Origin of the sequence: Halobacteriovorax sp. RT-1-1 (assembly GCF_047085455.1) — a bacterium.
Classification (GTDB): Bacteria; Bdellovibrionota; Bacteriovoracia; order Bacteriovoracales; family Bacteriovoracaceae; genus Halobacteriovorax_A.
This window is the reverse complement of sequence record NZ_JBKIXZ010000002.1, coordinates 548,470-562,332: the sequence shown is the minus strand read 5'-3', so window position 1 is coordinate 562,332 and position 13,863 is coordinate 548,470. Positions and strand designations below refer to the sequence as shown.

Here is a 13,863-nt window from a genome sequence, read left to right as displayed (position 1 = left end):
TGGTTAGGTTCTAGAGAGAATCTATAATTCATATTAAAATAAATAAAATGATTATTATTAATCACGGCAATAAGATTATTTTATACCTAGAGATTATGATTTCAATGAAGTATAAGAGAAAATTAAAAAAAGTAGCACTAAGTTTTTAAAACTTAATGCTACCTACTACTCTTTTTCCCCACTTATCATAACCATCCATGTTCTTCTCTTCATCTTGTAAGCATCAAAAAATACTCCCCCTAAATGAAGTAGAGACAGGAAAATAAGAATATTAGAAAATACTTCGTGAATATCCTCTAATAAGTCATTTCCAAAGAATCGATCAAGTCCCATTAGAAATCCCGTCGTGGCCAATCCTATGATTGCTGTCCACATCAGCCAATAAACATACTTGGCCTTTGGATTATAATGAGTGATTGGATTCTTCTTATGAATTAATAATCTTAGCAAGACGAATGAGACCGCAATGTAGCCGAGATAACGGTGAGCTTGCTTACCTTCTTCAAGAATAAAAGCATTGAGGATGACCGCAATGGCCACCCCCCAATGTAAGACTCTAAAAATAAGTGGGAGTCTTATCTCACCCATTAATGCATCTCTTTCTTAACGATCGATCCATCAATTGGACTAAAATAAATTTCAACTTTATTTTGCTCTTTATCCCATCCGTAAATCTCGTAGCAATTTCCCTCGGTTACTTTAAATTTATTAATTTTGTAACCTTCGGCAACTAACTTTGCTTGAAAATCTTCTTCATTTTGCCATTTACTCTTATCTTCAGTTGTACACTGAGTTTTCTTTGACGAGCATGAAACAAGAGTTAAACCAACTGTTGCTAATAGTAATAATTTTTTCATCTAATACTCCTTTCTAGATTGATATTAATGAAAACATAACTATATAAACCAATAATATATCGGCATATAGAAGACGTTTTCGGATTAAATTGAATTTAAATTTTTGAATTTTATCCTCACTACATGAATTGCAGTGAGTCCTATAGATGGGTACGAGACAACACAGCAATTACAATTAATTACTAGTGCTAGTCTCGTCAACAAGATAATTTCTTGCAGTTACACCGGGGTTTCCCCATTATGTCGACGTAACTTTTGCCTTTTTGGGTGGCAACTGACTACTCCCTAACTATAAAAATTTTAAAGTGATAATTTTATACAGTCAAGGTTCATAAATGAATTCTGGAAAAAAAATTAAGATATTTTAAGCTAATGATAAATCACATTAGCTTCTTGTATAATAAAGATGCTTATAACAAAATAATTGAATTAGAGTAAATACGTATCTCTTCACTTGCTCTCATAATAAAGAATTTTTTGAAATTATTTCTCTCGAATTGAACCTCAAAATAATCAAACACTCCATCATATAGCTTAAATATACTTATAACTTTACCTACTCCAAATTCGTGAGAATATACTTCAGTTTTATTTTCAATATGTTTTTCAAAATCTATAATCATAAGTTTCTCCTAGTAAAATTGTAAAGGCGCCAAAAAATGACGCCCGATTTATTCAGAAACTAGTAGCGATCGTGCGATTTTTTCTTTGTAGTTTTGGCCATGTTCACAATTAACGATCTTCCCATAAAGTTTTTATCGTTAAGGTTACTGATCGCCTTTTCAGCATCACTTGCTGTTTCCATTTCAACAAATCCAAACCCTCTTGCTCTGCCTGACTCTTGGTCTCTAATAACATTAACTGCTACAACGTTTCCAACATCAGCAAAAAGCTTTTCAAGATCAGAATTTTCGATATCGTATGATAAATTTCCTACATAAATATTAGATTTCATTTTTACCTCCAAGGTAAATCGCTCTTAACAAGATAGGATCCATGCTAAGAGTATAAAGAGACTACTGTCCCTGCTACACAAGATTGTGTAAGTACATTTTCTTAATAAAATTATTTAAACTGTTGCTAATAGAGAAAATAACCTAGGATCATTTTTGTATTAATCCTATAGTCAAAAAGATATTTATTATTCAGTGATTGCCAGCTACATGGCCATAAAGAACATCTCGACTTTATAAGTATAGCCTATCAATGCGTTATTAGCAAATAGAGTAATCTTTGTGTAAATACACAGGCTTAAATGATAATTATTAGAAAATAATAAAATAACTCAAGTAATAAAAATTAATTTACATACTTTTAATAGAATGATAGTTAACCAAAAATAATTTTAACAATAATTCATAGGTATTTTTAATGAAACAACTAGCTATCATTTTCTCGTTACTATTCTCTTTAAACTCATTTTCATCTGTTAGTTATAATCAATTCTACGAACTATACGATCAGTTAGACTATTATACACCAACAGGCTTTAGAAATAATGACGATAACTACAGCAATACAGTGAATGATATTGATGTATGTGTAATTCAACTTAAAAGCTCACAAGAGTTATATTACTGGACTTCAAAACAAGAAGTAACGATCTACCTAGGAAATGGCGGATATAGAACTGAAGTACAAGACAGTGGCTATGGTTACTACGGACTAGCAATTTATTTCGATTCAAATGAAGTTACGTACACAAAATACGAAGATGGTGATGTCGATACAAAGAAACGTTCTCACTACATCCTATGGTACAGAAGCTCATCAAGTGCAAAGACAGCGAAGAGAACGCTGAGAGAGCTAGAAAACCTTTGCAAATAAAATAATAAATTCTAATCATATTGGGGAAGTCTAAGTACTGATGCCAAGGCTTCCCTAAATTTCTTTGATAACTTTATTTTCTATTGTCGTACAACTCTTTTCATCTCTTCTCCTCCAAAACATCTCATATATAAGTGATAAGATGCACCGTTGTGAACTTTTGGCGAGAAGTGAAGTTGGTAGCGAATCGTTACACTACGCTTTGTATGATCTGTTGTTAGGCCAACAAAATTTCTGTCATTAACAAGATAACTATAATTATCAATCCCTGTATCTCTTGCGTATAGCTTATCAAAATCAACATATGACTCGAAGTAATCGACATCATCCAAAGGAGCACTATATTCTTCGTCAACAAGTGATTTGATAAGAGAAACTAATAGCTGCTTGCCTTCACTCTCTGAGTAAGGTTTTTTAAAGTTACTTAAAGGAAGTCCTGCAAAGAATGTATATAGACTTGGAGCAGTTTGATAGACAAAACGTTGATATAAATATTTATAATCAGCAAGAGGAAGCTCCACATTCTCAGGAGTAAAGCCTCTGTCTAAGTGAAGAACTTCAACAGGCCCTAGTCTAGTTTTAGTGTATACGAAATTATTACGAAAAGAGAGTTTCTTATCCTTAAAAAGAGTCTCGTAAGTAAAGATATCTTGGTAAGAAGCAGTGAATTCACATCCACCTTTATATCTCTTGTAGTCCATTGCATAAGTATTAAGACCAAGAGCTAGCAATAAAATTGAAAGTGATAATTTTCTCATAATAATCCCTAAATAAATAATGTCTTGAAAGTTTTGTCTTTATAGCAGATCTAATATTAAAGACATCCAAATTGTAAAATCTTCAGGATAATGCACTTTTCAAAGCGTGTCATTATTACCACCTAGCTTGTTCCAAGTAATTAAAAATACTATAAATCGGCTTGAATTCAATTTAGAAGCGACAAGGAATATCAATGAAGAAAATTTCAATTCTTCTTACTCTTTTCACATTAAATACCGCTCTTGCAAATGACCCACTAGAAAAAGATCAGTGGCATCTGAAATATAACGCTAAAAACAAGGGTGCAAATATTGAAAAGGCCTGGAAAATTCTCGAGTCAAATTATCAACCCGTTATTGCAATTATCGATGCTGGATTTGATATTGATCATGAAGATTTAAAAGACAGTATTCTTATTAATAAAGAGGAAATTCCAAACAATGGGATTGATGACGATAATAACGGCTATACAGACGATTATTATGGTTATAATGCGAATAAGAAAAATGGTGATCTTTCAGGAGATTATGACTTTCAAACAAAACACGGCACTGCCGTAGCAGGCGTCATTGCAGCAAAGCATGACAATGGCCTCGGTATCAAGGGCGTTGCAAAAGGTATAAAGATCATTCCTATCGTAAAACCAGAGCCTATGGCAAAGAGAAAGGATAAGCTTCCACACCTTATAGAGGCAATGAGATACGCAATGGAGAGAGGAGCTGATATTATAAGCTTTTCTGCGAGGCTTAAAGTAACGTCACCGGCATTTAAGAAAGTACTCAGAGAACTAAATGACAAAGGGATTCTCGTCATTGCCTCTTCTGGAAATGTTGGAGTTGAAAACTCGACGAATCGATACCCAGGTGCTTATGCAGAGGAATTTTCAAATATTATTGTCGTGGGCTCAAATGATAAGAATGGTAATAGAGTAAAGTCTTCTAATTATGGAGATCAATCAGTTCACCTCTTTGCACCTGGTGATAAAATTCTAACAACACACCTATCAAATACCTATGGTCCATCGAGTGGTACAAGCTTTTCAACACCACTAGTTGCAGCAGTTGCGGCCATGGTTTTGGCAACACATGGGCCACAGTCGAGATGGACAATGAGAGAGCGACTAATTAAGACAAGTCGTCCACTAAAAAGCCTTGAAGGCCTGAGTGTATCTGGTGGAATTGTAGATGCCTATGAGGCACTTAAATAACAAATTATGAAGTTTCATTTTTCTTAGTATAAGCATAGGCCATTGCATGTGTTGCAATCGGTGTCGTAATCAATAAGAATATAAAAAGAAAGAAGTTAGTTATTACGATATTAAGATTAGCAAATATCATTGCTGTTCCTAACAAGATTAAACCTGCTCCAAATGCACTGGCCTTACTTGCGGCCTGAAGCTTCATATAAAAGTCTGGCATTTTCATAAATCCCACGACAGCAAGGAAAACAAAGATAGATCCTAAAAAGATTAAAACTTCACCGATAAGATTTATCATTAATTCTCCTTACTCATATCAGATAAATAAACTGCAAATACAAATGCTGTTACAAAGCCAACGACAGCAAATAACAAAGCAATATTATAAAAAAAGAGATCTCCGTATAATGTATAAAGAATTAGAAAAAGGCTAACACCAGAGATTCCAATTAAGTCAAAAGCAAGGACCTTAACAAGGACTTCCTTTTCTCTTTTTGCTTCTAGAATGAGAAGAAAGAAGGTCAAGACAACAAGGCCAATAGAGATCATTAGCAGAACACTCATTTAACTCCTCCATTTGAAGCTCCCCTTAGAATTCTTAAAACACGACTCTCAATAACTTCTTTGAATTCCTTAATGGCCTCCTCTTCATTTTCTAAAAACATCATGTGAATAAAGAGATGTTTTTTATCTGCATCTAAATCAATAACCATGGTCCCAGGAGAGAAAGTAATGAGATTTGATAACAAAGCAATTTCAAAATCACTCTGTACTTCTAGTGGAAATTTGATAATTCCTGGAGTTGATAAGTTCTGAGGTGTCACTACATCTTGAGCGACTCTAAGAGCACCTAGAGTAAGATCCCATAAATAGAGAATAATAAATTCTAAGATATACCATAATCTCATAGGAGAACCTCGTTAATAAATTAGTCCGATCTTACCGACTTCCAGGGCAAGCTCATAAATTAGTAGTGGGTTAAAACTAATAATTAAAGTAAAAATACAAAGCAAGATACAGGAGATATATGATCGAATAATAGAGACCTTTGGAAAAGACACAATAAACTCATGATACTCACCCCAAAACACTCCACTCCATATTTTCACCATACTATATAAAGTAAAGAAGCTTCCTATAATCATGGGAATAATGATCCAAATAAGACGGCTCTCAGTTGCTATTTTAAAGAGACCAAGTTTCGCCCAAAATCCAGAAAATGGTGGTATTCCAATCAGGCTAGCAGCAGGAATCAAAAAAAGAATCGCAATAATGGGAGAAGTCTTAAGTAAACCTCCAAGCCTTGATATTTTCTCAGTATATGCAAAATTTCTTATTAAGCCAGAAACGAAGAATAGATTTGTTTTAACTAAAATGTGATGAAAGATATAAAAAAGAGAACAAGAGAAACCAAGCTTCTTTATTGCTAAATCAGGGTGAAGACAAAAACTTACACCTACTCCAATAAAACCAACCTGACTAATAATATGATAACTTAAGATCTCTCTTAATTTGTTTTGAACAACTGCAAACCATACACCGACAAGAAGAGTAAGAATCGCTAAAATTAGAATTGTCCAAAACAGTTGAAGATCAGAAGGAAAAACCTGACCGAAGACTCTAATCATTGCATAGAGGCCAAGTTTTGTCAGAAGTCCCGCCAAGACTCCGCTAAGTCCAGCTGAAAGTTTTGGATAACTTTCTGGTAGCCAGAAAAATAATGGAAAAAATGCTGACTTAATTGCAAAAGCACCAAAGAGACAGATCGCAAGAGAGCGAACAAGGCCGGGGTCACTAGCGTATAATTGTGCCAATCTTTCGCTTAAAACCTTAAAGTCTAATGTATTTGTAAACTTATAAATGAGTGCAATTGAAATCAAGAAGATAAGTCCACTAATGAAATTTAGGAGTATATACTTAAGACCGCTTTTAAGTCTTTTACGAGATGAATCAAGGACAACAAGTACGTAACTACTCATTAGCGTAATTTCAAACCACACAAATAAATTAAAAAGATCGCGAGTAAGAAAGGCACCAGTCAATCCCAGAAAGAGTGTATTGTACAAGAAATGATAAATGCTTTTTTTCTCAACAGTAACACCAGGATAAGCGTAAAGCACACCAGTGAAGTATATTGCGCCGACAACGAAAATCATAACTCCTGAAAAAATATCATAACTTAAAGATATTCCAATTCCACTTTCCCAGCTTCCTACTACAAATGTTGATGTTTGTTTAAATGAAAAAAGGAATAATCCAGAAATTATAAAATATAGAAGTGCAAATAAATTTGAAAAGAATAAGATCAATTTGTCTGACTCCTTAAACAAAAGAGAAAAGGCAGCTGAAACAAGAGGTAGTATAAGAAAGACGATAAAAAAGTTCTGATGTATCACTACGCTTTCCCCTTTTCTCTTGAATCATTGATTTTCTTTATAACTGAGATGACAAAGCAAAGTGTTGCAAAAGAAATAACAATCGCAGTTAAGATGAGTGCTTGAGTTAATGGATCGGCAATACTAGACTCAAACTTCGCTCCGACTTTAGCAAATGGATAACCATGGGAGACGACTTTTCCAATTGAGAAGATAATTAGATTAGCACCATTACCTAAAGTAATAATCGCAAAGATACTATTGACCCAAGTATTCTTTAATAAAAAAAGAAAACCGATAATTAAAAATATACAACCAACTAAGAACGTCATCTAGTTACCATTTTCCTTTGAAAAGCTAATAAACTTCACATAGGCCATCGTTGTACTCAAAGAAACAATAATATAAACGAGGGTATCAAAAACAAGAACAGAACTAATTTTTCCAGCTATGGGGAAAGGAATACTTGACCACATTGAACTAAGTGGTGCCTTTCCTAAAAAAACAGGAAATGAGAAGATAAAAACAAGAGCTAAAATGCTAAATCCTATAATATAAGTGTAATTATCGTAAATCCATTTTCTTAGTCTTGAGTCATGGTGGGATATAAAGTGCAGAATCATGGCCAAAGATAAAAGTAAGCCTCCTATGAATCCTCCACCTGACAAATCATGTCCTCTTAAAAGTAACAAGACAGATAAAATGACCAGAAGTGGACAAACAAGCTTAAAGCTACCTCGAATTAGTGCTTCATTCACGCTCACCTCTTTTAGAAAAAATAGCTAATACACCAACAATAGCGATAGCAACAACAAGAACTTCACCAAAAGTATCCATTGCCCGATAGTCCACGAGAATCACATTGACAACATTTTCTCCTTTTGCCAAAAGTTTTGAGTTTTCAAAAAAATAGCGACTAGCACTCATATCAAAATCCAATTTCTTTGTTAGAGAAAAAATCATAATTGAGAAGCCATAAAGAAAAGCAATGATAAAGTTTATAGGCTTAATATTGATTCTTAGATCACGTCCATCTATTGGAACGGCCTTTATAAGGAAGAAAACAAAAAATAAAGAAAGTGTCTCAACCATAAGTTGAGTCATGCTAACATCTGCAGCACTATGATAACCAAAGAAGAGCACTAGGAAGAAACCAGAAAGTACAAAATATAGAATAGCCTTAAGATTTGACTTACTTATATATGCAAATACTAATCCAGTTAGAATTCCTGACAAACTTAAGAATTTTGAAAGAGTAAATTCTATTTTTGGAAAGACAAAATTTGTTATACCAAATTGAGAAAGAATAGTAAGTAAGGTTAAAAAGCTTAATGTTATGCGTATATAGTGTGCAAAACTTCCATTTTGCATCAACAAATTCATTTTTTTAAAATAATCCAAAATCAAATAAAGTATTTTTTCTAAGTGAGGCCACAGACTAAACTCTGAATACTTCTTTGAAAATTCATCAAGCTTAATAAAGTATTTATCGAGAAAGAAACTTCCTCCAACACTACCTAAAATAGTCAAAACACTCAGAAAAAGAACAAGATTATATGGATATTGAATACCGTGCCATAACTTAATATGAACACTTTGCTCTCTTAAACCAATTTCTCCTAATGCTTTTTCAGCAATAAGGCCGACACCAGTTAGATTAGGTACTAGTGCAATAACGAGGGCCAAGACTGAATAAATGAAGGGAGATATAAGGAGTCCCTTATAATTTATCACATAACTCTTTCTTGTAGGCCACGATACCCGAAGAAGATTCACCGCTTGTATTCCCATAAATAGATTACCGATAAAAAAAGTAGGAATGATAATCCAAGGTAAGTATGTCTTGATACTTGTTAAATAGATATACTCCTTTGCATAAAAGCCAATACTTAAGGGAAATCCAATCATACTCATGGTACTAAGAAGTGCAATAATGAAAGATAATATTCCAACTCGATCACCATTTAAGAGCTCTTTTCGTTCCATCGTTTTTAAGGCCTTTGCAAAATAGCCAACATATTGAAAGAGACTTGCTTTATAAAACGCGTGAGCAATAACTAATAAGACGAAACTTATAATTGAATATTCGTTAGCAATTCCTAAAAGGATGGCCAACATACCAAGAATACAAATAGTAGAATATGCTAGCATTGTCTTAAAATTACTTTGAAGTAAGCACTGAAAACCACCAAGAAGAACTGTAATGGCACCAACACTAATAAAGAGCATCTGCCAAAGTGAGTCTTGTGCGTATAATGGAAATACCTTTAATCCTAAGATCAGGCCCGCCTTTACCATTGTTGCAGAATGAAGAAAGCTGCTCACTGGAGTAGGCCCCGCCATGGCCAAAGGAAGCCAAAAAGAGAATGGAAAAAGAGCTGATTTAGAACAAATACCTATAAAGAGTGCGATTAAAGAGACTCTGAAATAAATATGATTTTCAAAGTTCTTCAATTCCATCAACTTAGTTAAATTAAATGAGTCATAAAATGACAGGCCAAAATCAGCACCTATTTGAGAAATAAGTAATATTCCAAAAAGAAGAAAAAGCCCTCCTCCAACGGTTGTATAGAGTGCCCATTTTGCTTTTTCTCTAACTTGCGAATCTTCATTTTTTAGGCCGATAAGAAAAAAGGATGTAACACTAGTCATCTCCCAAAACAGATAGAGAAATAAGAGATTTGAAGAGTATATTATCCCAAACATCGATATTGAAAAAAGAATTAGAGAAAGATAGTAGATTAGCTTATCTTTAGAACTAAAGCTCTTCATATAGATGAGACTATAAATAAAGACACCTATACCTATGATGGCGACAAGAGCACCAAATAGATTATTCACACTTGAAAACGAAAATATACCTTCCACTAGTATCTTCAAAACAATCCTTCGTATAAATTACGAGTTTAATTTTCAGTGAGTGTGTGTTTGAAATATGAGGTCATACAAAATCTAGTATGACCTCAAAAAATGAATCTTTCTTTTTCTAAGCACTTTTCTTAGCCGATAATTGACTTTTCTTTTTCATGGCAACCAAGTGATCAGTTGTAACCTTTGCGCTACGATTCTTTGAATCACTCAATTTACTTGCATTAGTATAATATTCTCTTTTTGAAGATTTTATTTTGATAAACTTCTCAATCGTAATATACACTCCAATCAATGCGAGGCATGAAATTAGGAAAATGATTTCATTGACATTCATGCAATGCTCCTTCGTTAACACTTCCTATAACTATACCGGATTTTTAGACATCAATAATATATATATTGACAATAGATTGTATTAATTTATTCAAAACTAAATCTTAACTTTTTTTACTAATGTGTGATTTTGAGGAGCTAAAAAAATGATCAATTATTACCTTCATACACCATCATTGTTGAATCCCCTTCATCAATGATCTGTGATTGTGCGAGACTACGTAATTGCCTTATTTGATTTGGATTTGGTAAATCATAATTTTCACCGAGAACTTCATTCTTATAATAATATTCACTAAGAACTGCTCGTCCACCAAACTCTTCCATTAAAATATCCTTGTCTTGATACGACAATTGGTAGAAGTCTTCAGGCTCTATATTCTTCAAAATAATATATGCCCTCTCTGCATTTGAAAGCTTATCCAAAGTATCAACCTCGACTCCAGAACTTTCTTTTAGACTTAAAATAGTTTTACTAAGATCATTAGCAATTGCACTTGAAAGATCATCTGACTCATAAATTTCTATCTCGATCTTTTCGATCCTTTCTTCAATATTAACAATTTCTACTTCTTCGAAAGAATTATGATCATCACTCAAGATTATTTCATTTGAAAATGCCTCTTCATTAGCTCTTTCAACAACTGATACATTTGCCGTTTCAACATCAGTGTCGATAAGCATAACTCCTGAAAATGTGATTATAAAAAAGATGGCAACTTTTTTCATCATTACCTACAAGTTATATCCATAGTTCTATAAAACGAGTTACTAAGTGGAGCTTTAGCATGCCATGGGTGTACAATAGTAGCTTTCATTCTAAGATACATAGAATTAGCAGAGACATAATACCCATTTCCATTATGGCCTCTTAGGGCAGATAAGCTTTGTAACTTTGTTGCTCCAATGAGATCACAATTATTTCCACCAACGATTTGAACAACAGCACTTGTGGCCTGATTACTTTCAGCTTGGTAGTTAATTTTAAACTGTTTATCTTGAGAAGGAACCGATTCAAAATCAACTTGATAAATATCATTTGTCCCTACAATAGTATTAAATTTATTACTCCAATTACTAGAAGCAATTGAAGTTAGAACCTTAGCTTGTGCTCCTCTTTTTAAAGTAAAGTAGATCTTATTATTATCTTCTACGCCGTTTCTCCCCTTAACAGAACGGAAAGTAAAAAGACCAAGATTATAGTTACAAACGTAAGCATTCCAATTCGTTCTAGCGCTACAGCCATTATTATTAAAACTATTATAAGGAACAACGACTGAACCACTAACGCCAGTAAGGGAACCATCAAGGTCTCTAACCGACATTGAATAAGGTGAATCAATCCAGTTTTGATTATTCGTTTCATAGTAAAATCTTTTCCAAGGTGTTGTGGCAAATTTCAGACCGCGTACCTTATTTTCAAATCGATTCGCTCCTCCAATATTAGTGATTGGAATTGGAGTAATATTTTTACCATTGTAACTTTGTTGTGTATTTGGGTAATCAAAGAAAGTTACATTATCTAATTCAAAAGGCCCATCATAGACAACGATTCCGGAAACAAAAGAATTACCAGGTAGAGCACTTGCGAGAATCCCTTTATCTTTATTAGAGTTATTTGCTGATTGCCCAACAATTGCCGAATTAGTAAAACGCTGAGAGTAAGCAGTAAAGATTGCCCAACGATTATCTGCTAGTACAGCATTATCAAATTGAGCGGCCCTTCCTCTAAAATAGATTCCACTCTCTGTATTCTTGAAAGCAACCAGGTTTTTAAACACAGGATAAGTAGATGGCCCATAATGAGCACTTACAAGCTCTCTATCTTCGGGATTATTTGGATTATTTCTTAAGGCCCCATCAGGTGCCCCATCCCATGTGTGACCAACCTTACTTGAGTGGGCCGTATTATTGTCATATCTTAGAGTATTATTCGTTATCGGAGTCGAACATAATCCGTCAGGAGAACAAATTCTATTTTTTTCAAAAGCCATCCAGAATCCAGTACCTTCAGATCCGGCCGCTACGTTGTATGCTACAGTATTATCTGGGTTAGAAATCCAAAATGTTGATGGACTAGGAAATCTTGCTGCAACACCTCTTACATCTGAAATTAATAAAGCACGAGATTCTGGAACTTTCTTTGAAACCAGACCGATATTATGACTAAGCGTATTCTTTACTTCATTACCATCTTCTAAAAAGTAACCATGTCCGAAGTGATTATAACAAACATTACCAATAACGCTTACGTAGTTAGTTGCGTGAACGGTGATACATCTTTGATAACTATCTGTTACAGACGAGTTTTTAATGTATTGTCCACTTGCATTTCCAACCATATGCCAATGGAATGGATATCTTGCCATCTCCCCCATTCTTCCTAATTTTGAAAATTGGACAGAGTCAACATATGCCTTAGCATTTCCCATCACCATAACATGACCACCAAGATATGATGACTCATGTCCGCCACCATATGAAGTAATCAAAATATTACGAGTTAGGTTTGCAACAGTTGCTCTATTATCAAGCGTCCAACTTTTCCCACTATGACTAAGAGTACGATTAACACCCCAGTGTTTGTGATAGAGAGCTCGATTAAGTACGACGACATTATTATTTACTGAAACAACTTTTACTCTTTCAGCTTCATTCATATCAAATGAAGTCGAAGAAATAATAATCTCATCATTTTTCTTCCAGTTAACATTTGTTGAAAGTGTAATTGATGTATCACCAGGATTAGCGTGACTTGCTAACTTGATGATTCCACTATTCTTATAAGCTCCATGCAGGTGTAATTGTCCTTGACCATGAACAGCAAAGGCCCTCTTTCCCATTGAGTGGTTTCCACTATTTAACTCTAGTCCATCAGCAAGCTCAATTCTTAAATTTCCTTGAAATCTTTTAGAACTTGTTCCACATATAAACTTACCATTCACTAAAATACCTTTGGCTATAATTTGATAGCTTGATGTATTATCTGGGCACCTGAACTCTCCATCAACTTGCAATAAACCGACGTTAATATCACGATCAAGAGTAGCAGTAATCCCATTTGGTATCGTTAAATTTTGTCCACTCGTTGTATAGAAGTCACTAATCTTTCTATCAGTAACATAGGTTGGAATTCGAAAGTAACCACTTTTTCCAATCTGAAGATTCGCTCCACCAGTTAGAGAGATACCGAATCCAAAAACAAGCTTTCCAGCATTTGCTTTCCATTGATCGTCAGAAAATACGTGAGCAAAACGATGTTTATTAAATGTATTTTGGCAAACATTTGAAACAGCGGCTTCACTTGGATTACTTGCTTTAAAGTTTGAAAGTATTTTCTTGCTGCTTAATGAATCACCGGCGTAAATATGAACATTAATGGATTGATTTACTGTCTGATCACAGGCCCAACCACTTACCACCAATTTATTATTTACAAGCTTTACAGCATCAATATGACCTTTAATCTCAGCATATACATTATTTAAACTTAGTATTCCAAAACTAATAACCACAAACGTTCTAAATAAATCTCTCATTTAATTCCCTTATAATAAAACCAGTTAGAATAGATCCTTTGGTATTTTAATCGTGGAACAAAAGTGATTTTAACTTTTCTAAAGAACATTTAATTAAAGACAGT

The 13,863-nt window shown here is 33.9% G+C and carries 17 protein-coding genes; 2 read left to right on the top strand and 15 right to left on the bottom strand.

All coding sequences use genetic code 11. The features are described 5' to 3' along the window. Positions 1 to 165: 165 nt before the first annotated feature. The 4 genes from ACMAWV_RS13065 to ACMAWV_RS13050 all read right to left on the bottom strand — a co-directional run bounded on the left by ACMAWV_RS13065 (position 166) and on the right by ACMAWV_RS13050 (position 1,812). Positions 166 to 588: a cytochrome b/b6 domain-containing protein gene (locus ACMAWV_RS13065; RefSeq protein ID WP_103218317.1), complete on the bottom strand. Its 423-nt coding sequence runs from the start codon at positions 586 to 588 to the stop codon at positions 166 to 168. After that, positions 588 to 857 (bottom strand): PepSY domain-containing protein, encoded by a 270-nt coding sequence (locus ACMAWV_RS13060; protein ID WP_103218318.1) that lies wholly within the window; start codon positions 855 to 857, stop codon positions 588 to 590. The genes ACMAWV_RS13065 and ACMAWV_RS13060 overlap by 1 nt, the downstream gene beginning before the upstream one ends. 410 nt (positions 858 to 1,267) lie before the next feature. Continuing rightward, positions 1,268 to 1,480 (bottom strand): hypothetical protein, encoded by a 213-nt coding sequence (locus ACMAWV_RS13055; protein ID WP_103218319.1) that lies wholly within the window; start codon positions 1,478 to 1,480, stop codon positions 1,268 to 1,270. A 59-nt stretch (positions 1,481 to 1,539) separates the two neighbouring features. After that, positions 1,540 to 1,812 carry an RNA recognition motif domain-containing protein gene (locus ACMAWV_RS13050; protein WP_103218320.1) on the bottom strand — a complete coding sequence of 91 codons (273 nt, stop codon included), beginning with the start codon at positions 1,810 to 1,812 and terminating at the stop codon, positions 1,540 to 1,542. Between the two features lie 416 nt (positions 1,813 to 2,228). Here ACMAWV_RS13050 and ACMAWV_RS13045 point away from each other — a divergent pair, with 416 nt between their 5' ends. Then, the gene (locus tag ACMAWV_RS13045; RefSeq protein ID WP_103218321.1) at positions 2,229 to 2,684 is read left to right on the top strand and encodes a hypothetical protein; all 456 of its coding nucleotides are present in this window, start codon (positions 2,229 to 2,231) and stop codon (positions 2,682 to 2,684) included. Between the two features lie 80 nt (positions 2,685 to 2,764). On the opposite strand, the gene ACMAWV_RS13040 is transcribed toward ACMAWV_RS13045, so the two are convergent. Continuing rightward, a complete protein-coding gene (locus ACMAWV_RS13040) occupies positions 2,765 to 3,442 on the bottom strand; it encodes a hypothetical protein (RefSeq protein WP_412470232.1) in 678 nt (225 codons plus the stop codon). A gap of 194 nt (positions 3,443 to 3,636) precedes the next feature. Here ACMAWV_RS13040 and ACMAWV_RS13035 point away from each other — a divergent pair, with 194 nt between their 5' ends. Then, entirely contained in the window at positions 3,637 to 4,650 is a 1,014-nt protein-coding gene (locus tag ACMAWV_RS13035) for a S8 family serine peptidase (RefSeq protein ID WP_412470233.1), read from the top strand. Positions 4,651 to 4,654: 4 nt separating this feature from the next. On the opposite strand, the gene mnhG is transcribed toward ACMAWV_RS13035, so the two are convergent. The 10 genes from mnhG to ACMAWV_RS12985 form a co-directional block, all read right to left on the bottom strand. Next, positions 4,655 to 4,939, bottom strand: coding sequence for a monovalent cation/H(+) antiporter subunit G (gene mnhG / locus ACMAWV_RS13030; protein ID WP_103218324.1), 285 nt, complete (start codon positions 4,937 to 4,939; stop codon positions 4,655 to 4,657). Beyond that, on the bottom strand, positions 4,939 to 5,205 hold the full coding sequence (locus tag ACMAWV_RS13025; protein ID WP_103218325.1) for a monovalent cation/H+ antiporter complex subunit F: 267 nt from the start codon (positions 5,203 to 5,205) through the stop codon (positions 4,939 to 4,941). Before ACMAWV_RS13025 ends, mnhG begins: the two co-directional genes overlap by 1 nt. Beyond that, positions 5,202 to 5,549 (bottom strand): Na+/H+ antiporter subunit E, encoded by a 348-nt coding sequence (locus ACMAWV_RS13020; RefSeq protein WP_412470234.1) that lies wholly within the window; start codon positions 5,547 to 5,549, stop codon positions 5,202 to 5,204. Before ACMAWV_RS13020 ends, ACMAWV_RS13025 begins: the two co-directional genes overlap by 4 nt. A 12-nt stretch (positions 5,550 to 5,561) precedes the next feature. Continuing rightward, positions 5,562 to 6,950: a complex I subunit 5 family protein gene (locus ACMAWV_RS13015; RefSeq protein WP_412470235.1), complete on the bottom strand. Its 1,389-nt coding sequence runs from the start codon at positions 6,948 to 6,950 to the stop codon at positions 5,562 to 5,564. 86 nt (positions 6,951 to 7,036) lie between these two features. Next, a complete protein-coding gene (locus ACMAWV_RS13010) occupies positions 7,037 to 7,348 on the bottom strand; it encodes an NADH-quinone oxidoreductase subunit K (protein ID WP_412470236.1) in 312 nt (103 codons plus the stop codon). Next, entirely contained in the window at positions 7,349 to 7,774 is a 426-nt protein-coding gene (locus ACMAWV_RS13005; RefSeq protein WP_412470237.1) for an MnhB domain-containing protein, read from the bottom strand. Further along, positions 7,767 to 9,896, bottom strand: a complete 2,130-nt coding sequence (mbhE, locus tag ACMAWV_RS13000; RefSeq protein ID WP_412523478.1) for a hydrogen gas-evolving membrane-bound hydrogenase subunit E — start codon at positions 9,894 to 9,896, stop codon at positions 7,767 to 7,769. The genes ACMAWV_RS13005 and mbhE overlap by 8 nt, the downstream gene beginning before the upstream one ends. A 106-nt stretch (positions 9,897 to 10,002) precedes the next feature. Next, positions 10,003 to 10,221: a hypothetical protein gene (locus tag ACMAWV_RS12995; RefSeq protein ID WP_392992936.1), complete on the bottom strand. Its 219-nt coding sequence runs from the start codon at positions 10,219 to 10,221 to the stop codon at positions 10,003 to 10,005. Positions 10,222 to 10,370: 149 nt separating this feature from the next. Beyond that, on the bottom strand, positions 10,371 to 10,952 hold the full coding sequence (locus tag ACMAWV_RS12990; RefSeq protein ID WP_412470239.1) for a hypothetical protein: 582 nt from the start codon (positions 10,950 to 10,952) through the stop codon (positions 10,371 to 10,373). Further along, on the bottom strand, positions 10,952 to 13,759 hold the full coding sequence (locus tag ACMAWV_RS12985) for a G8 domain-containing protein (RefSeq protein ID WP_412470240.1): 2,808 nt from the start codon (positions 13,757 to 13,759) through the stop codon (positions 10,952 to 10,954). The genes ACMAWV_RS12990 and ACMAWV_RS12985 overlap by 1 nt, the downstream gene beginning before the upstream one ends. Positions 13,760 to 13,863: the final 104 nt, after the last annotated feature.

Excerpts from the sequence above, each read along its gene's own strand:
- ACMAWV_RS13045 (WP_103218321.1), top strand. The coding sequence starts at position 2,229 with ATGAAACAACTAGCTATCATTTTCTCGTTACTATTCTCTTTAAACTCA.
- mnhG (WP_103218324.1), bottom strand. The coding sequence starts at position 4,939 with ATGATAAATCTTATCGGTGAAGTTTTAATCTTTTTAGGATCTATCTTT.
- ACMAWV_RS13020 (WP_412470234.1), bottom strand. The coding sequence starts at position 5,549 with ATGAGATTATGGTATATCTTAGAATTTATTATTCTCTATTTATGGGAT.
- ACMAWV_RS12990 (WP_412470239.1), bottom strand. The coding sequence starts at position 10,952 with ATGATGAAAAAAGTTGCCATCTTTTTTATAATCACATTTTCAGGAGTT.
- ACMAWV_RS13010 (WP_412470236.1), bottom strand. The coding sequence starts at position 7,348 with ATGACGTTCTTAGTTGGTTGTATATTTTTAATTATCGGTTTTCTTTTT.
- ACMAWV_RS13065 (WP_103218317.1), bottom strand. The coding sequence starts at position 588 with ATGGGTGAGATAAGACTCCCACTTATTTTTAGAGTCTTACATTGGGGG.
- ACMAWV_RS12995 (WP_392992936.1), bottom strand. The coding sequence starts at position 10,221 with ATGAATGTCAATGAAATCATTTTCCTAATTTCATGCCTCGCATTGATT.
- ACMAWV_RS12985 (WP_412470240.1), bottom strand. The coding sequence starts at position 13,759 with ATGAGAGATTTATTTAGAACGTTTGTGGTTATTAGTTTTGGAATACTA.
- ACMAWV_RS13060 (WP_103218318.1), bottom strand. The coding sequence starts at position 857 with ATGAAAAAATTATTACTATTAGCAACAGTTGGTTTAACTCTTGTTTCA.
- ACMAWV_RS13055 (WP_103218319.1), bottom strand. The coding sequence starts at position 1,480 with ATGATTATAGATTTTGAAAAACATATTGAAAATAAAACTGAAGTATAT.
- ACMAWV_RS13040 (WP_412470232.1), bottom strand. The coding sequence starts at position 3,442 with ATGAGAAAATTATCACTTTCAATTTTATTGCTAGCTCTTGGTCTTAAT.
- ACMAWV_RS13035 (WP_412470233.1), top strand. The coding sequence starts at position 3,637 with ATGAAGAAAATTTCAATTCTTCTTACTCTTTTCACATTAAATACCGCT.
- ACMAWV_RS13050 (WP_103218320.1), bottom strand. The coding sequence starts at position 1,812 with ATGAAATCTAATATTTATGTAGGAAATTTATCATACGATATCGAAAAT.
- ACMAWV_RS13025 (WP_103218325.1), bottom strand. The coding sequence starts at position 5,205 with ATGAGTGTTCTGCTAATGATCTCTATTGGCCTTGTTGTCTTGACCTTC.